This window comes from Tropicimonas sp. IMCC6043, assembly GCF_004146235.1.
Taxonomy (GTDB): Bacteria; Pseudomonadota; Alphaproteobacteria; order Rhodobacterales; family Rhodobacteraceae; genus Tropicimonas.
This window is the reverse complement of the sequence record NZ_SELO01000039.1, coordinates 16,256-34,433: the sequence shown is the minus strand read 5'-3', so window position 1 is coordinate 34,433 and position 18,178 is coordinate 16,256. Positions and strand designations below refer to the sequence as shown.

At 61.5% G+C, this 18,178-nt stretch carries 14 protein-coding genes and 3 pseudogenes; 3 read left to right on the top strand and 14 right to left on the bottom strand.

Annotation, left to right across the window (positions count from 1 at the left end; translation table 11 throughout):
* A partial coding sequence (locus EU800_RS21590) for a hypothetical protein (protein WP_207209961.1) occupies positions 1-1,002 on the top strand: 1,002 nt, incomplete at its 5' end.
* 718 nt (positions 1,003-1,720) lie between these two features.
* On the opposite strand, the pseudogene EU800_RS21585 reads toward EU800_RS21590, so the two are convergent.
* From EU800_RS21585 to EU800_RS21545, 9 genes and pseudogenes are all read right to left on the bottom strand, one after another.
* A pseudogene (locus EU800_RS21585) lies at positions 1,721-2,173 on the bottom strand (transposase); the annotation flags it as partial.
* Between the two features lie 128 nt (positions 2,174-2,301).
* The gene (locus EU800_RS21580) at positions 2,302-3,033 is read right to left on the bottom strand and encodes an esterase family protein (protein WP_207209960.1); all 732 of its coding nucleotides are present in this window, start codon (positions 3,031-3,033) and stop codon (positions 2,302-2,304) included.
* On the bottom strand, positions 3,014-4,273 hold the full coding sequence (locus EU800_RS21575; protein WP_129635595.1) for a RimK family alpha-L-glutamate ligase: 1,260 nt from the start codon (positions 4,271-4,273) through the stop codon (positions 3,014-3,016). Before EU800_RS21575 ends, EU800_RS21580 begins: the two co-directional genes overlap by 20 nt.
* A 49-nt stretch (positions 4,274-4,322) precedes the next feature.
* Positions 4,323-5,507: an alpha/beta hydrolase-fold protein gene (locus tag EU800_RS21570; protein ID WP_129635594.1), complete on the bottom strand. Its 1,185-nt coding sequence runs from the start codon at positions 5,505-5,507 to the stop codon at positions 4,323-4,325.
* Positions 5,508-5,622: 115 nt separating this feature from the next.
* Positions 5,623-6,756 (bottom strand): carboxylate-amine ligase, encoded by a 1,134-nt coding sequence (locus tag EU800_RS21565; protein WP_129635593.1) that lies wholly within the window; start codon positions 6,754-6,756, stop codon positions 5,623-5,625.
* Between the two features lie 239 nt (positions 6,757-6,995).
* The gene (locus EU800_RS21560) at positions 6,996-7,703 is read right to left on the bottom strand and encodes an IS6 family transposase (protein ID WP_129635592.1); all 708 of its coding nucleotides are present in this window, start codon (positions 7,701-7,703) and stop codon (positions 6,996-6,998) included.
* A gap of 320 nt (positions 7,704-8,023) precedes the next feature.
* Positions 8,024-9,181: a NapC/NirT family cytochrome c gene (locus EU800_RS21555; RefSeq protein WP_165354790.1), complete on the bottom strand. Its 1,158-nt coding sequence runs from the start codon at positions 9,179-9,181 to the stop codon at positions 8,024-8,026.
* A gap of 84 nt (positions 9,182-9,265) precedes the next feature.
* On the bottom strand, positions 9,266-11,698 hold the full coding sequence (torA, locus tag EU800_RS21550; RefSeq protein WP_129635590.1) for a trimethylamine-N-oxide reductase TorA: 2,433 nt from the start codon (positions 11,696-11,698) through the stop codon (positions 9,266-9,268).
* A 130-nt stretch (positions 11,699-11,828) separates the two neighbouring features.
* Positions 11,829-12,482: a molecular chaperone gene (locus EU800_RS21545; RefSeq protein ID WP_129635589.1), complete on the bottom strand. Its 654-nt coding sequence runs from the start codon at positions 12,480-12,482 to the stop codon at positions 11,829-11,831.
* A 192-nt stretch (positions 12,483-12,674) separates the two neighbouring features.
* Between EU800_RS21545 and EU800_RS21540 the strand changes: the two are divergent.
* Positions 12,675-12,809, top strand: a pseudogene (locus EU800_RS21540) (IS5/IS1182 family transposase); the annotation flags it as partial.
* A gap of 145 nt (positions 12,810-12,954) precedes the next feature.
* Here the strand turns inward: EU800_RS21540 and EU800_RS27290 are convergent.
* A pseudogene (locus tag EU800_RS27290) lies at positions 12,955-13,098 on the bottom strand (group II intron maturase-specific domain-containing protein); the annotation flags it as partial.
* A 71-nt stretch (positions 13,099-13,169) separates the two neighbouring features.
* Between EU800_RS27290 and EU800_RS21530 the strand changes: the two are divergent.
* Entirely contained in the window at positions 13,170-13,337 is a 168-nt protein-coding gene (locus EU800_RS21530; protein ID WP_129635588.1) for a hypothetical protein, read from the top strand.
* On the opposite strand, the gene EU800_RS21525 is transcribed toward EU800_RS21530, so the two are convergent.
* From EU800_RS21525 to EU800_RS21510, 4 genes are read right to left on the bottom strand one after another with little or no spacing between them, the layout of a single operon-like run.
* The gene (locus EU800_RS21525; protein ID WP_129635587.1) at positions 13,338-15,035 is read right to left on the bottom strand and encodes a proton-conducting transporter membrane subunit; all 1,698 of its coding nucleotides are present in this window, start codon (positions 15,033-15,035) and stop codon (positions 13,338-13,340) included.
* Entirely contained in the window at positions 15,032-16,504 is a 1,473-nt protein-coding gene (locus tag EU800_RS21520; RefSeq protein WP_207209959.1) for a complex I subunit 5 family protein, read from the bottom strand. The genes EU800_RS21525 and EU800_RS21520 overlap by 4 nt, the downstream gene beginning before the upstream one ends.
* A complete protein-coding gene (locus EU800_RS21515; RefSeq protein ID WP_129635586.1) occupies positions 16,501-17,910 on the bottom strand; it encodes a complex I subunit 5 family protein in 1,410 nt (469 codons plus the stop codon). Before EU800_RS21515 ends, EU800_RS21520 begins: the two co-directional genes overlap by 4 nt.
* Positions 17,903-18,178 carry an NADH-quinone oxidoreductase subunit K gene (locus EU800_RS21510; protein ID WP_129635585.1) on the bottom strand — a complete coding sequence of 92 codons (276 nt, stop codon included), beginning with the start codon at positions 18,176-18,178 and terminating at the stop codon, positions 17,903-17,905. Before EU800_RS21510 ends, EU800_RS21515 begins: the two co-directional genes overlap by 8 nt.

The window sequence follows — 18,178 nt, the reverse complement described above, 5'->3', positions numbered from 1 at the left end:
CGCGCCGGACGCTTGAGCAATTTGAGGGCTCCGCGCCCGGCGCGCTTGCCCAGTTCGAAACCCAGTAATATGAAAACCAGACCCGCAGACTCTCGTTATGAACGAGGGAACTCCGGGGGGCAGGTCACCAGTTCGAAACCCAGGAATATGAAAACCAGACCCGCAGACTCTCGTTATGAACGAGGGAGCTCCGGGGGGCAGGTCATTCACAGAAACGGTCACGTAAAGCTCAGCGACAAAAAAATCAAAGAAGGCTCTGCGGAGTTTTATGCGAACGATCCACTCAAGAATATTCATGACTGGCTATGGCGTTTCTGCCTTTTCTTTAGCCAACCAGCTTTCGAAGAACCATTTCGCGACGCATTCAAAGTTGCGCAGGACAATCGCGAAAAACCTGAGTTTGTGGCGTTCTTCGAAGAGTACGATAGGAACCTTGCTTCCAGCCGTGCGGAGAAGTATCTGGCGATAATCCGAGAGTTCTTTTTGGGATATGACGTCTTCTCTCAAGTCATTTTTCGTGTCAAGAAGGGACTTAAGGTCGACGAGGACGCGGGCGTGAGCTCGGCACAGTTCGACAAGACGAAGATGTTCTACGGCAATGCATTTGAAACTTTCTCTTCGCTCGTAGATATCATGGCCTATTTGAACAATGTTACTTCCGGGCGGTCGTTTGACCAGTTTCAGACATTGACGAGAAAAAAGTACCTTGAGCTGGACAAATCCGCGAGGTTTGGCCCGTTTGACAACAACCCAGCGCTTGCGAACCTTTGCGTCGAACGAGACAATCAATTGAGAAATGCGTCTCATCATGCATCGATCAAGCTGGTCACCCCTGACAACAAAATCGTCTATCGGTCAGGGAAAGGTGGCACTGGCCCGGAGCAGGAAATGGGCTATGCGGCCTACCTTGCCAAGTGCTCCATACTATTTCTGCAGATCATCAACCTCTTCCGTTTTGAGGTCATGCTCTTCGAAGTGCACGGCAAGCGCTTTCCAGCATAGCGAGTTCACCTGTTCAGGTCCCCGCCGGCTCTGTCCCAGCCCGCGTGAAGCCGCCGGGCGATGCGTGGATTAATTCCATTCTGGACAATGGCTTGGCCGAGGGCTCGAAGGCCGCTCAGTGTTTTTGGCGTCCGGGACCCCGGATTCATCCGTGCCTTCGACGGCTCTGCGCGGGTCCGATCCACCGCCCTGACGGCATCGCGCGCGTAACAAACGGCGCGACAAACCACCGGATTTGCGGGCATATTCATGGCATGATCGGGAGGGAGGCCGATGCGAGGCCCCCGGCGCCCGATCCCCTCCCCGTGCTCGGGTCCTTCGCGGCCGGTCACGCTATGCGGGGGGCTTTTGCCCGGAAGTTCTCTAGCGACAGGGATTTTTTTGGGTCCGCACCCAGGGTCCGCATTTTGGGTCCGCGGGTCCGCACCATTCGGCATTTCGCCTCGTTCAGCGGCTGAGATGTCGAGCGGGACCGGGAGGTTCGGCGCCCGGTCCTGCATCAAATCGTGTCGAGAAAATCTTCGGAGCGCGGCTGTCCTCGTGATCGCCGCGCTCCGGTGTGTCTGGGGGAGCGTTGTAATATCCATGTGGTCGGCTCCTCTCCTTTGTTGGCTTTCACACAATACCAACATGGCACAATGCGATGCCGTTCGGGTGGAGCCGTCCACACCATCAGACAAATTCGAACGTGTCTCACCAAGAGCAGGATGGCTGCCCCTTATGCCGCGCAAAGACCGCGCCATTCGGCGAGAGCGGCGGCGCGGTTCTTCTTGAAATTTGCCCTCGAGTAGAAGCTGCGCTCCGAATTGAAATGGTTGAAGACCGAGGCGTGGACCGCGGCAAACATCTGCAAACTTCGCATCCGCCGGAACAGCTGCATTGCTCGTTCTCGTCGTCGGAATGGCAGGTGAGAATTCTCCGCCCGGTTGTTCAGCCATCGGCCCGTTTCTTGTAGTTGCGCGGCGCCGATCGCCTTCAAGGCCGCGCCGTAGGATCGGAGCAAGTCAGTCACGATCGCCTCGGGACGGCCGTATCGCCGCATCGTTTTCTTCAAGAATTTCAATGCAGCTTTCCTGTCCCGCGTCTTCGTCACGAAACTTTCAAGGACCTCGCCTTCATGATCGACGGCCCGCCACATGTAATATCGCTCGCCATTGATCTTCACGAACAGGCGAGTGGCGCGGGGGATTTTCACCCCCGCGCTCTCTCAGAACCGGACGTGATACTCTCGCATCATCCGGCTCCCATTGTTCAGCCGGCCGGTTCTATGAAGATGATGTTCAAGGGGTCGCTCCCATGTCAGGCAACGAGATCGTCGAGGTAGAGCGGCAGCATCTCGCGCCAGGTCGGCCAGTCGTGATCGTAGGTCGCGGCCCAGGGGTCGACGCGATTTGGCACGCCCTTTGCGCCAAGGACACCGGCCATCCGCCAGCTTTCAGACGGATCTTCCCAACGACCTTGACCGACGGGCAGAACGATAAACCGGCGCTGCAGCGTATCGAGCGTCGGCCCCTCCAGCCCGGGCACAAAGGACAGCGGCGAGGAAAAATAGTAGTCCTGATTGCCCTGGAACCCCATTAGCCGTTCGAGATCATAGGTTCCGCTCATGCCGAGCGCCGTACTGAACAGATGTGGATACCGGCACGTAACAGCCACGGCGTTGAACGCACCGATTGAGGCGCCGGCGGCAACCACTTCGATGCCGCCGTCTCGGCAGTCCGTCCGGATCGCCGGGACCACCTCGTATGCGACGTATTCGTGGAACTGATTGAGTATCCAGCAGCGATGTTCAACCGACCCTTCGTTGGACGCGAGCGCGGCGCCGGCGACGCTGTCGCAGGAATAGACCTTGATGCGCCCGGCCGAGATGAGGGGATCCAGCACACTGATGACATGCATCCTCTCTATCTCTTCCGCGTCGCCGCCCGCGGTGGGAAACAGCAGCACAGGTTGGCCAAACGTGCCCCAGCGGACCAACGAGATGTCGCGATGGAGCCTGTCCGACCGCCATCTAGAAACCGTCTTTGTCACCGCATTTTCCTTCCTGCTCGCGCCACAGCTGGATCCTGTCCCAGAAGAGCTGCGTGAACTCCTCGTGCTCATGATGGGGAAAAAGCGCCTCGACCTTCTGCCGGATTGCGTCGTGCAGCTTTTCCGATCCGAAGAAGTCGTAGGCGAGCTCGTCCAGGTCCTTCAGCTGGTTCTTGCAGAAGCGCCGAAACTTCTCCGTCTCGAACCGTTTGTGGGCGATCTTGGCATATTCGGTCAGCTTCTCGCGCGGGGACCGGTCGCTGTCGGCAATCTTGTAGAACGGCGACCAATCCATGTTCTTGCGCATCGGACGGTCTGTTGCTGCACAGAACAGTGACCAGCGCAGGTTGGCCTTGATCAGCCACGGGAAATGGTAGTGCAGCGACGTGACCTGGCTGTCGGGGCAGGCATTGGCAAAGTCGATCGGGTGCCAGTTTCCGTTCTGACGGAGCGCCTCGCAGGAGTTGAAATCCCAACCAAAGAAGGCGTTGATCGTCAGCGTCATATCCTTGAGCGTCTGCTGGTCTTCCGCGTCCAGGAATTCGATGTCCTGGCGGTAACGGTCGTGCAAAGGCGCGCCGGGATCATAGTTCACGTGCCGGACTTGCGGGCCAAGCCCGACGTTCCGGACGAAAAAATCGTGCGGCAGCACCGCCGCCTGCAAGTTCATGATCTCGGTGCCGCTGGCATCGTAGGCGCGGTGCAGTTCCTGCGCATTGTCGATCTTGGTAACGCCCTTCCATCCACCACCGTGGTAGGGCTTCATGAAGAACGGATAGCCGATCTTGTCGCCGATCTCGTCGAGGCTGAACATCCGCGCATACTTGACCAGCGTCGCCTCGAGGTCGTCCGACGGGTCATAGGCTTTGGGCGGCAGCATCCATGTTTCGGGCACTGGCAGGCCGAGCCGCAGCATCGCGGCATAGCTGGTGTGTTTTTCGTTCGACTGCAGTGACCAGGGGTTATTGTAGACGTAGAGGTCATCCATCAGGATGGCCTTCTTGATCCATTCGCGGCTGGTCGAATACCAATGTGTCAGCCGGTCGATTACCACGTCGTATTTCACCGGCTGGTGAAGGCTGAAGGGTTCGATCGTCACCCGTTCCACGGCGAAGTCGTAGGTTTTCTTGCCAAACTTCAGCCCGTCGCGGGTCAGCGCCTCGAAAAGGCTTTCATAGGCAATGGGCCAACAGATGTCGGCGCCCAGCGATAGCCCGATGTTCTTGGTGCTTCTGGCCATGGAAATATCCCCCCAATCATTCCGGCGCCGCACGCGTATCGAACGCCGATTACTCTCTTGGCTGCCGCGGCAGGACCCACATCAAGGCGTCCCGCAGCTGATCCCGCCAGTTGTGCCAATGATGGCCGTCCCACGAGCTTTGGAACAAGACATCAATCCCTCGACCCGCGAGAAGTTCGGCCAAAGCCTCGTTTTCCGCGGCCAACCCCTCCAGTTCACCGGTTGAGACAAAGGCCCTCGTGGCCTCGGGCGCCGGCGCTCGGCGAACGACCTCCACCAGGCGGGCAACCCGATGGAACACCGGATTCGAACGTTGCCGCAGCTTCTCTGGGTCCAGCACAAAGGATCCGGATTTGAGGATCAGGCCACCGAACACCCCGCGGAACCGAAACGCCGTCGCCAGTGATGCGACCGCACCAAGACTTGCGCCAAGTAGCACGCGATCCTGCACCCTCGTCGAGATCGAATACCGGTTGGTCACCGCCGGCAAGAGCTCGCCCACGACATAGCGCGCATGGCGCCGGCCTTGCGGGTACTCACTCATCCTGTCATCGGCCTGTATCAGAACCGCGACGAGAGGCGGGATGTCGCCGGCATCGATCAGATTGTCCAGCGACGTGGAAAGGTCCGCGTATTCGTCATAATCACCGCCGTCGTGGATCACGACCAACGGAAAGTCACGACCATTATCGTAAGCGTTTGGCAGATAAACCCGCTCGTTGCGGGCATGGCCGAACACGGCGCTATCGACGGTGATCTCCTCCATGTGTCCGCGCGGGGCGCCGCGGTTCAGGCTCCATTCCGGTCGGGCATAACCGAATGTCATTGCGACGGAGTTCTCGCCGAATGGATCGCCGGCGCGATGCTGATTTGCCGGATCAAGAATCCAGGCCTCGCCATGGTCGCCTACCACGTTCAGCTTATACTCGAACCGACCTCCGTCCTTGACCGGGAGCCTGAGGAACCACAGGTCGCTGCCAGGAAGGCGCTGAAAGCGATGCCTGTCCACTCCGGCATTGATCCAACGCAGGATCTCGACCGCATGCGCGTCGCCGCGCCATAGGAACGTCAATGCACCCGGTTCAATGAGCGGCGACGAAATCCCGGACAAGAAGCGGTCGACGGCGAGCGTGGACTTGTCGGCGGCGGCAAGGAAAGCCTGCAGATGTGGATGCAAATTGCCCGCCCCGTGATCAGGGCGATGCACATCCTCCATGATGGTCGGTACGTTCACGCTACTAGTGACCTGCCGGTTTCCGTTCGTCCGCGTTACCTCACGGCTCCATGCACTCGACGTAAGGGGTCGGACGGTTGCGCACAATGCCGACGCTGTGGGAGGGGGCGGACGGTCATTCACTCGTCCTGGCGCTCTCCTCGATGAGCCAATCAACAACGGCGACCTGCGCGTCGTGCTCAGACGCGCCGCCCGCCAGCGCCGCTTGGAAGATACGCAGTTGTTCGTCAGAACTGGTGCCACGACGCGCAATTGTCATGGCGTGCTCGACTTCCTTGATGCATCCGAGGTCTTCGGCGAATGGCCGCAAGATTTCCACCAGTTCGTCCGTCAGGTCGGCGAATGCCAGCAGCTTTCGCTTGCCGAAGTCCGCCATCTCGGCCTCGACGCCGTAACGCATGGCACGCCACTTGTTTTCAGCGAGCAGGATGCGGCGATAGGTGCGACGACGTTCGTTGCTTCGCCGCAGATGAAATAGGTAGGCGAGGATCGACTGGTAAAGCGCGGCGATTGTCAGTCCGTCTTCGATATGCGTGCAGATATCGCAAATGCGGATCTCCAACGTCGGATGCTTGCCGGAAGGTCGGATGTCCCACCAGATCTTCGATGGATCCGCGACCAGTCCGGTGGCCGCCAGGTCGTCCAGCATTTCGGTCCAGTCGCTCCAACTGTCGAACACCTCGGGGAATCCCGACCTCGGCAGGTCACCAATGATGATCGGGCGAAACGATTTGAGGCCAGTGTCGTGCCCTTCCCAGAACGGGGAAGACGTGCTGAGCGCCAGCAGATGCGGCATGAAATAGGTGACCTGGCTCATCAGGTCGACCCTCAGATTTTTGTCGTTGATGCCGGCGTGTACGTGCATTCCGCAGATCGCCATACGGCGGGCCAGCGTCCGGTGTTCCGCACCAAGGATCCGGTAGCGCTCCATATCGACCGGTTCCTGCTCGCTCCAGTGTGCCCAGGGATGGGTCGACGCGGCGATCATGCGCATGCCGAAATCCTTGGCGCATTGGGCAACGGTTTCTCTCAGGTGACGAAGATCCTCACGTGCCTCGGCGATCGTGCCGCAGACGTTCGTGCCAATTTCAACCTGGCTTTGCAGGAATTCATGAACCACCTTAGGTCCGAGGAGGTTCTGGCATTTTGCCATGAACTCCCGCGGCGGCCGCGCGTACAGAGCGCGCGTCTCGGGGTCCACCAGCAGGTATTCCTCTTCTATTCCAATCGAGAATGCTTCGTCGTCCATGATGTTCTCCACACTCCATAACACCGTTTAGATGGCTACCACTTACGTCAAGCCATTCTACGGGTAGAGACCAGGCCGCAAAGCTCGGATACCGTCTCTGCAGGTGCGACAGCACGACAAACCACGGATTTCGCGGCACGCAATGCGTGGTTTTTCTATTTAATATCAATAGCTTGACTGGGTGGCGGTGCTGCCAGACGAATTCGAACCGGTCTCTGAATGGACAGTGAGCTTGCCCTTTATTCCGCGCCGAGTTGACGCCACTCGTCGAGGGCGGCGGCGCGGTTCTTCTTGAAATTTGCTCTCGAGTAGAAGCTGCGCTCCGAGTTGAAATGGTTGAAGACCGAGGCGTGGACGGCGGCAAACATCTGCAGACTTCGCATCCGCCGGAAGCGCTGCATTGCCCGTTCTCGTCGTCGGAATGGCAGGTGCGAGTTCTCCGCCCGATTGTTGAGCCAGCGGCCAGTTTCCTGCCGTTCCGCCGCGCCGACCTCCTTCAAAGCGGTGCCATACGAACGAAGCTTATCTGTTACGAAGACGTGCGGCCGACCGTAGCGCTTCATTGTTTTCTTTAGGAATTTCAATGCCGCCTTCTTGTCCCGTGCCTTCGTCACAAAGCTCTCCAGGACCTCACCTTCGTGGTCGACGGCCCGCCACAGATAGTGCCGCTCGCCATTTATCTTCACGAACATTTCGTCGAGATGCCATTGCCACTGCGGCCCTGAACGCAGCCGCTCGGCCCGTTTCCTTCGGATCTCGGAGGCGAACATCGGGTCGAACCGGTTCCACCAAAACCGGACGGATTCATGGCTGATGTCGATGCCGCGCTCGTGCAGCAGGTCTTCGACGTTCCGCAGCGACAAGGGGAAGCGTACGTAGAGCATCACCGCCAGGCGGATGATCTCAGGGCTGGTCTTGAAGTATTTGAACGGGTCGCGTTTGGTCATCCGGGGACGCTACTCAGCTCCCTGCCCCATCTCAAGCCACGTTCTTCTGACACCACCTTTCAGACCGTCCTGAACGGCCCAGTCCTGCTGTTGGTGCGCATTGTAGCGGAAGTCCGCTTTTCTTTTTCAGATATCGCGTTTGGCGGTAGAAAGGACTTGGTCTGCGCCGCATTTTGAATCTGGCGATACCGTGCAGCGTCAGCCCCATGCACTTGTTCCGGCACTGACACCACCCATTCCGTCGCCCTTGACAGCGTTCCGGCGCAGCCGAGCGCGTTGATCTGACATTTCCGGAATTCGAGCTGGCCGACGAACGACCGTTAGTTCGTCTGCCCGGCAATGTCGGAGGAATGCAACTGCAGGTAGCGCAGGACCAGCCGGCCTTCCTCGGCCGTCAGGCTGGTGCGTGGCTGGTAGGCCTGCACGTCGGCCTGCCAGGCAAGCACACCGCGCGAGTCAGGCGCCGCCGCCGAGTGGCAGACACCGCATTGGCTCACGTATATCGCATTCGCGACAGTCCATAGCTTATCCGGGTCCGCCGTCAGATCCGTCAGGGCGATCCATCCCTCCAACGCGCTTTCGGTCCAATCCTGATTGCCGTCGCTATAAAACCGGGTGTCGCCTTTTTCGACCCCGTCGACCGCGCTGCCCGAAATGGACAGGTTGAGAATGCGATGCCCAAACATCGCATATTGGCCACGCACTACCTCGCCGGCCTGCCAGCCGGAGACACGGACCTTCGCGAAATCACCGTCGCCGTCCAGCTTTTCTATCTCGACGCCCGGGAGCACCGTGCCAAGCTTGTCCGCGTCCGACCCCGGTGCGGCATACAGAGCGGTCGTCCGTTTCGTCCACACGTTGTCAGAGTCCAGCGTCTCGGTTCCTTCCATGAAAGCGATGGCCTCTTCGCGGGCGCGTTTCGCCAGGTCTGGCATATTGTGGGCGATCCCCTTGTGGCAGTCGATGCAGGTCTCGCCCTTGGCGAAACCAACCTGCATCTGCTTGGCCGCCTCCGGAGCCTGGGCGTGAAAGTCCATTGCCTGATCGGAATGGCAGCTACGGCATTCGCGCGAATCCGTAGCTTCCATATGGTCCCAGACGCGCTCGGCCAGCTCCAGCCGGTGCGCCTCGAACTTCTCAGGAGTGTCGATCTTACCGATTGCCCATCCATACAGCTCACGCGACGCCATGATCTTGTCGACGATCTTGGGTCCCCATTGCTCGGGCACATGGCAATCCGAACAGGTGGCCTGAACGCCGGAAGGGTTAGAGAAATGCGGGGTCTCCTTGTATTCCTCGTAGACGAAATCGCGCATTTCATGACACGAAATGCAGAATTCCGTCCGGCTGGAATAATCCATGGCGGTGTGGACGCCGCCCCAAAGCACGATACCTGCGATGATGCCGCCAAACAGGACGACGCCAAAAGCGGCCCAGGACATTCGTGAGCGGATCGCATTTCTGAATCTGCCTGCCATGTTCATGTTCCATTGTTCTTGCGCAAACTAGCAAAGGCGGGCACCAACCGGCGCCCGCCCGTTTCGAGAGGACTGATTCCGGTGTCAGAGGACAGGATCGAAGGTTGTCACCTTCGGCACCTCACCGGTGTATTTCTCGACTTCGGCTAGGATCGTATGGCCACAGTTGCCCTGTGCCAGGCTCGACGTGCCCTTGTCGAGCGACAACACATTGACGTCGCCCTGTTTGCATAGAGTTCCGATGACGCCGGGCTCCAGCGGGTCATACCAGCCGCCCTCGGAGAGACGGATATGGTTTGCACTCAGCGTGTCGGAGATCACCGCGCCAGCGAGAACCTCACCGCGGTCGTTAAAGATCCGTACGACATCTCCATCGACGATGCCCCTCGCTTCGGCATCGACCGGGTTTATGAAAACAGGTTCCCGGTTTTGCACCTTGTAGGCCGGGTGAAGCGCCGTGTTGTTGTCAAGCTGCGAGTGCAGCCGGTAGGTTGGGTGCTGTGTGTTCACTTGCAGCGGATATTTGTCCGACATGGCACCGCCAACGCGTTCGACTGGCTCCATCCAGGTCGGATGTCCCGGGCAATCCTCATAGTTGTAGCCCTCGATCCGGCGCGAATAGATCTCGAACATCCCCGACGGTGTCGCCACCGGGTTGAGAAGCGGATCTTCGCGGAACTTGCTATGCTCCACGAAATTCCGGGCTTCTTCCGTCACCGGGAACTCCTGATAAGGTGCCTCGGTCCAGAACGTCTCAAAATCGGGCAGATCGACACCCTTGGTCTGGGCGTCTTTCAGGCCTTCGTTGTAGATGTGCTCCAGCCAGGCGGCCTCGTCGCGGCCTTCGCTGAACTCCTGCTCGAAGCCCAGCCGTTTTGAAATCTCAGTGAAGATTTCGAAGTCCGATCTGGATTCGAACAGAGGCTCGATCGCCTGCTTCATGGCAACGATACCGACGTTCTGCTCGCTGACCATCGACATGTCATTCTTTTCGAAGTTTGTGCAGACGGGCAGGACGATGTCGGCGAAGCGTGCGGTCTGGGTCCAGTTGATCTCGTTGACGATGACCGTTTCCGGCTTCTGCCAATATTCGATATGCTTATTGCGATCCTGATGGTGGTGCATTGGGTTGCCGCCCACCCAGTAGACCAACCGCAGATCGGGTGCGGTGTAACGCGTGCCGTCGTAGTCGTATTCCGCACCGGGATTGCCGATGGCCCAGGGGACACGGGATACCGGAATCGGCGCCGGCAATCCTTCGGGGGATACTCCGGCCGGGAAGCCGGGAAACGTCGGGGCTGTGCCTTTCGGCGTGCCGTAGTTGGCATAGTGCAAAGTGTAGTCCGCTCCGCCGCCGGGCAGACCGACGTAACCAAGCATACAGGCCAGGGCGAACGCCATCCAGGGCCCCTGCTCGCCGTGGTCCTGGCGTTGGATCGACCAGCCCATGGTGATGAGAGTGCGCTTGGAGGCCATCAGGCGGGCAAGCTCCTTGATCTCTTCAGCATCGACGCCGCAGATCTCAGAGGCCCATTCCGCTGTTTTCGGAGTGCCGTCCGACTCGCCGGTTAAATAGGCCGAGAACTCGTCGAAGCCCACACAATAGTCGGCCAGGAAAGCCTTGTCGTGCAGGTCCTCGCTGAACAGCGTGTGTGCAACGCCGAGCATCATCGCCACGTCAGTACCCTGCCGTGGTGCAATCCAGTCGCTGCCGAGGAGTTGAGCTGTATCGTTCCTGATCGGATCCACGACAACCGAAGGCTTACCAGTCGCCTTGAACGCGTCAAGGTAGCGGAGACCTGCGTGGTTTGGAACCTGCCAGCCGATCCGGCAGTTGAGTGCAGGGTTCGATCCCCAGAAGACAATGAGTTCGGTGTTTTCGATGATCCCGGGCCAGGCCGACGAGTTGTAGTAGGAACCGCCGATCACATAGGGCATGATGACCCGTATCGCGCCGGTCGAATAGGTCTGGGCATCGTCGACAAAGCCTCCGTTAAGGTTCAGCATCCGGTAGAGATTGTTGAAACAGTTGTGTAGCAGGCCTGGGGTCTTCCAGCCGTAGGATCCGCCATAGATACTGCCGTTGCCGTGGGTTTCTTTCACCCGCTTCAGTTCGGCGGCCACCAGATCCAGCGCCTCGTCCCAGCTCACCCGGACGAATTCGCCCTTGCCCCGCTCGGTGCGATCGCTTTCGTACCCGTTCTCGAGGAACCCCTTGCGGACCATCGGGTATTTGATGCGCGTCGGCGAATAAACCCAGTCGGGCAGTGTTTCGAACATCTCGTTCGGCCCGTGGTCACTTTCGTGCGGCGTCATGCCGACGATGCGACCGTCTTGGACGTTGGCGAAACCAAAGCCGTAGTGCGAACCGTTGATGACGCTGCCATTAGCCACCAGATCGCCGGCCGCAGCATGGGCCGGACGAAGCAGCGCCGGTGCCATGAGGGTCCCGGCACCGAGAGCCGTGATCCCTTTCAGGACCGAGCGGCGAGATGTGAAATAGCTGTGCGTAGACATTATGAATCCTCTGTTCCGTGGTAGTCTCATGTGATGCTGATGCCGGTCTTGGCAGGCCAAAGCCCGCACGCAATCTGTGTTCCGGATATCCGGTAACTGCCCCTGCGCATCGACCAAATGCCCAGGGGCGTTATTTGGGACGGATCAGACGTCTCTTTTCGCTGCCCAACGCGTCGTGCAGCACGCGGGCGGCGGCGGCATAGAAGCCGCTGGTGTCGCGCTTGATACACAGCGCGCAGAAGTCCGGCCCCCACAGGAGCAGGTGCCGGGAAAGCAGCTCGCGCTGGCCCGCTTCCGCGCCAGGGTCCTTGGTCTCGCCGGCCTTTCCGGCAAGCCAGGCGAGGAATTCCAGTTCCACAGCGATATGATCGGCCGGCTCGCGCCAGCCATCGGTGTTCAACCCATGGTCGCGCAGCAATCGCTCGATCTCGACGGTGGCCTGCTGACAGATGAGGCCTTTCTCACTGGTGAAAGCGGATTCGTACACCGGCACCTGCTGCGACCGGTCGCCGGCGCCAAGGAAAAGACGAGCGTAGACAACTGCGAGGTCGCGTGCTGTCCTGTCCAGATCGGTCCAACCGTCAGCCACCGCGATCATCTCGGTGATACCTTCGGACAATTCCGGGACCGCTGCTAGTTCCAACATTACCTCCCGCCCCTCTTCCGATTGGTAACCGGCAAGAGTATCAGGAGTTTGTTCGCTTTTCATTACGCGCGAAAGCCAGAGATACAGCGAGGGACGAATGTCCTCTGCTGCCTCTGGCAACGTTCTGAGCGTATCCATCTTGCTTGGCCCAACCCGGTGAGGGCTATCGCGTGGGGACACCGGGATTGGCCAATGCGTAGCAGTTGCGCCGAAACAGGGTCAATTCGGCAACGTGTCACAGCTCGCGCTTCACGCCACCTAACAGGAGGCCGTCGTTTCGCGAAGGTTGGACCGGGATTCACTACACAAATCCGGTAGTTTGGATTGGGCGGTCATGCCGAACGTCGCGCTGCGCTGGACATGATCCACCGTCACTCCCCCGGATCGCCCCGGCAGCTGACGCTGGCCGCCGACAAAGGCTTCGACGCGGCCGATTTTGTTGCCGACCTCCGGCAAGCTTGCGTTGGTCTGCCCCCTGAAAAGTGGTCCTCCCAGAAGTAGGCTTTCGAGCCAGTTGGAGGATGAAGGAATGCCCCAACCGTAGCACCCAGGCCCGTCGTGCACTAAGACTGAAACCGGACCACCCGATAGGGGCAGGCCAGTAGTTGATCCAGCCCCGGATGTACGCGTTGAACATCCGTGCCAGATCGTCCAGAGCCTTATCGCTGCGAAGATGCAATGACCATCGGCGGACGGTTCCCCGGATCGCCTTGAGCGCCTTCGGACCGGCGGCAGGACTGAAAGAGACGCCCATGCCCCCGCTCTTCTTGCTCACCAGTCGCGGCCGGAATGTGTAGCCGAGAAAGTCGAACTTGAAGGTCGGGTATGGGCGTTGCACTGGTGCCTCCGATCGTTTTGGCGGACGAACTGGCCTCGGGGCGACTGGTCGAACATGCCGAGACGACCGGTTTGACCGAGCGGTTCTGGGCGATGACCTTCCCCCGGCGCTTCCCCAATCCGTTGGTGCGGCAGTTGATAGACGCGAACCTGTGATCATGGCGAGGTGATCTCCGACGGATGGTCTGTTACCTCGACCGTCGGCGTGGGCAGCAGAGCGAACAGGGCAAGCGCGGCGGTCATGCCAAGGATCGCAAGCGATCCCTGCTCTGGACGGGTCGTCCTTAATCGGCCGCGGTACAGGACAAGGCCGCGCGACCTGCGCGGGGGCGGCGGCAACATCGGCAGGGGCTTTGGGTCTGGTTCGCGGCGGAACAGGCCGAGGATTTCTCCTGGCGTGGGAGGGTCGAACCGAAGGTGCGCGGCGCGCGCGAGTGCAAGCGCCAGCAGGGCAAAAGTCCCGGCCAACACGACAGGAAGAAAGTCCGAGAGCTTGATGGACAAGGGCGCCACGCCATTCACGGGCGCGAGCGAAAGGCCCACGCCTGAGAACAGGACAAGTCCGAACCAGGGCAAAAGCACATCTGCCGGTACAGAGGGTTTGCGTTTGGCAGAGCCAAGCAGCAGGAGGGCACGGATCATGAGCAGCGCGGTCCCGAGGCTGGCCAGAAAAAGCGCCGGGACGAGCCAGAGCATCCACCCTTGCGGCAGGTCCACAATGGCAGTTTTCAGAGCGTTCTTGGCAAAGAAGCCGCCCGTTCCCGGAAGCCCGGCCAAAGCGAGGGCCGGAAGAGCCAGCGTGAGCAGGACGGCCCTTCGGGTAGCGCCGCGCGGCGAGGCCCAGACCGCAGGCACGCCGAGAAAGAGTGACGCCTTGGCGAAGGCGTGGAGGATTGCGAGTAGAACAAGGGCGGGCGCAATCAGCGTCCAACTGCCCGGCGCGGCCAAGGCGGCTGCGAGGCCGAGCGCCATCAGGCTCATCTGGCCGATGCTGGAATAGGCGAGGACGGATTTCGGATCGCCCTGCACCAGTCCAAGCGCCGGGGCCAGCACCAGGCCGGCCAGCGCCATCGCGGCCAGTGCGGCTGCGGCGGCGGGCCATGGGGCGTCGCCGAGCGGCAGCACAATCATCAGGCCGAAGAGACCGGCCTTGAGCATGGCGCCCGAGAGGACGGCACTGGCCGGGGCGGGCGCTGCGGAATGCGCGAGGGGGAGCCACAAATGCAGTGGGACTGCGCCCAGTTTGACGAGCAACCCGCCCGCGGCGAGGGCTACGGCCAGCGGCGGCACGCCTTCAGCCGCCATCGCGGAGAGCGCGAGGTCTCCGGTGGCAAAGGCACCCATGGCAAGCCCCGCGAAGAGCGCGACCTCTCCGACGACGGCAAAGGCGATATAGACCTTTCCGGCAAAGCGCTGCGCCACGCCGCTGCCATGCAGAACGAGTCCCCAGGAGGCGAGGCTCATCATCGAGAAGAAGCTATAGAAGGAGGCCATGTCCTGCGCGACGAGCAGGCCGAAATTGCCGCTCATGGCGAGCAAGAAACAGGCGAGGAAGCGATCCCGATGCGGGTCATCGGCCAGAAGCCGCAGCGCCTGCCAGCCCGCAAGCCCCCAAAGGACTGCGGTGAAGAAGAGGAAGGCCGCGCCGGTATCGTTCAGCGCGAATTCGGCGCCCAGAAGCAGCCAGTCGAGCTGGACCGGCATTGGACCGGGCGCGGCCAGAGCGGCAAGCAGTGCCGGCAGTGCGGCAAGGGGCAGCAGGCTGCGCAACGCGTCGCGCGCCTGCGGCAGCGCGAACAAGAGGATAAGCGCCAGCGGCGCGGCAGGGACGAGCCAAAGCGGTAGAGCGATCATAGATACTCCAATGAAACGATGAAACGGGTCCAGCCGAGCGGGCTGAAGGGTGCGCTGGCCAGCAGACCGGCAGCAAGAACCAGAGTGGCCGTGGTGGCGGGGGGGATGGCGAGCATCCAGCCGAGGCGGCGGCCGGGCGTGACGCCTTCGGGCGGTGCACAGAACCAACCGCGATAGAGGATCGGCAGGAAGTAGGCCGCGTTGAGCAGGCTGGAGCCTGCGAGCAGCGCGATCACCATTGGCTGGCCGGCATCGAGGCCGCCGGCGCCGAGATACCACTTGCTCACGAAACCGGCGAGCGGCGGGATGCCGATCATGCCGAGCGCGCCCACGGTAAAGGCGAGCATCGCGCCGGGCATGCGTTTCCCCATGCCATCCATCGCGCGCACGGTCTTCACGCCCTCGCCTTCGGCGAAATTGCCCGCGGCGAGGAAGAGGGTAATCTTCATGATCCCCTGATGCACGAGATGCGCCAGCCCGCCGATTGCGGCCACCGGCGAGATCAGGGCAACGCCGAGCGTAATGTAGCTCACCTGGCTGACGGTCGAATAGGCGAGACGCTTCTTCAGGTCGTCCTGCGTCAGGGCGCGGAAGGAGCCCCAGAGGATTGTGAGCGCCGCCAGCGCGGCGAGCGGCGCGGCAAGCCCCAATGCCTGAACGGTCTCGACGCCATAGACGTCATAGACGATCCGCATGATGCCGAAAGCGCCGGCCTTGACCACCGCGACCGCGTGCAGGAGCGCGCTAACCGGTGCAGGCGCCACCATGGAGAGCGGCAGCCAGCCATGCAGCGGCACCAGCGCGGCCTTCACGCCCACACCTGCGATCAACAGCACGAAGATCGCGGTGAGCGCTAGCGGCGACGTTTCGGGAATGTCGCCCAGCACGCCGCGCGGCTCGAAGGCGACCTCGCCTGCCAGTGCGTAGAGCCAGATCGTTCCCAGCGTCAGCGCCAACCCGCCGCCAAGGGTATAGGCGAGGTAGATCCGCCCTGCGCGATGCGCCTCGGAGGTGCCGCGATGCACAACGAGCGGCCATGTTGCCAAGGTTAGCAGTTCGAAGAAGACCAGAAAGGTGAAGAGGTTCCCTGCCATGGCAATTCCGACGGTGGAGGCGACACACAGGCTGAAGAAACCAAAGAAGCGGCTGCGATCCGTGCCGCCTTCGAGATAGCCCACGGCATAGATCGTCGTCAGTAGCCACAGGATGGAGGAGAGCGCGAGGAAGAGCACCGACAGGGCGTCCGCCTGCAGGTGCAGTTCCAGCCCCTGCGCGATGCTGTGCCGGAGATCGAAACTGGTGCCATGTGCCACCTCGTAGGAAAGCCACGCGACAAGCGCGACCTTCAGCGATGCGGCGGCAAGGTTGACGCCAGTGCGCAGGCGGCGGGCGCTGTCTGGCATCATCAGGATGACCGGAGCGACGCCAAGGGAGGTCATCAGAATGGCAAGGGGCAGGAAGAAACTCATGCGAATGGGGTCTCCAGAAGCGAGATGGGAAGGGCGGCGGCGAGCCCGAGCAGCAAGGCGCCGGTGGCCAGGCCGAGGGCTGCCACGTCGCCGGTGCGCCAAGGCGGGCGCCGCGCGGTTGCCGAGACATGCGGGCCGCCGCGCAGGCAGCGCGAAACGACGCGGGACAGGTAGGCCGCCGAGAGCGCGGTGCCGAGCAGGATCAGGGCGATCCAGTGGATGCCGCCCTTGTCGATTAGCCCCTCGATCAGGAACCACTTGCCGATGAAGCCGGCGGTGGGCGGCAGGCCGACGAGGCTGATCGCGGCGATGGCAAAGGCGAACTCGGCCGGCCCCGGGCGCAGTTCCTCGCGGTTCAGGCCGGAAATCCGATCATGTCCGAGGGCTTCGGCAATCCGCCCCACGGCGAGAAACATCGCTGCCTTGGCCAGAGCATGCGAGAGCATCAGGAGCGCTGCCGCTTGCCAGAGGCCGGTTTCAAGCGGATTTCCCGCCACCCCGATGGCCAGCGCGATCAGGCCGATCTGGGCCACGGTCGAATGCGCGACAAGAAGCTTCAGTCGTTCCGCGCGCAGCGCGTTCCAGGCGCCCCAGAGCATGCCGCCGGCGCCGAGGACGGCCAGCGTGTTGCGCAGGAATTCCGTGCCTGCGCCGCCTTCCAGCGAGAGCCGGAGCACGAGGTAGAGCGCGCCCTTCACCACCAGCGCCGACAGCAGCGCACTGGCCGCGGGGGCGGCGCTGGAATGGGCGCCCGGCATCCAGAAATGGAGCGGAAAGAGCGCGGCCTTGACGACCAGCCCTGCAGCGATCAGCGCCAGGGCGATGCGGCCGGTGTCGCTCTGTGTGAGCATGGCGACGGCCTCCATGTCCACCCGGCCGGTCACCGAATAGCTGAGCGCTATGCCGAGCAGCACCAGCAGACTGCCGACGAGGCCAGCGGTCAGATAGTCGAAGGCGGCGCGCAGGGAGGCACGGGTTCCGGCCAGGGCGGTCAGGCCCACTGCCGCCAGGCCGAGGATTTCGAAGGCGACATAGATGTTGAACAGATCCGAGGAGAGAAAGAGCCCGTTGAGCGCGCCCAATGTCGCCATCCAGAGCGGCCAGAATCCCGCGCGCGCCGGTCCTGCGGCGGCTTGCAGGCTGACGGCAAGGCCGACGATTGCGGCCATGGCGAGCATCACGCTGGCGAGGCCGTTGGCGTCAAAGGTGATGCCGAGCGGTGCCGTCCAGTCGCCGATTGCCTCGGTGACAGTGCCGCTATGGAGGATCTGCCGGCCGAGATTTGCAGCGAGGAATGCATTGAGCCCAGTGGCGAGGGTCCCGATAGCGGCTGCCTGCCGTGGCAGGGCCGCGGTCAGCACGGCCGCGAGAAGGGGCAGCAGGACGATGAGCGAGATGTCACTCATCGCGCGCCTCCGCAACTCGCTCGGCCAGCGCCAGAAGCGCGGCGGTGACACCGACGAGCACGACGATGCCGGTCAGAGTGAAGGCTTGCGGCACGGCGTCCGTTCCCTCCGCGCCGCGCGCTGACACCAGCAGCACCATTGCAATGCCGATGGCGAGCACGTTCAGCCCCAGCACCCGCATCAGCAGGTCGGCGCTGGTGGCCAGCCGGAAGAGCGCAAGGCAGATCAATCCGGCTCCGGAGATGAGGAAGGCGAAGTCAGAAATCAT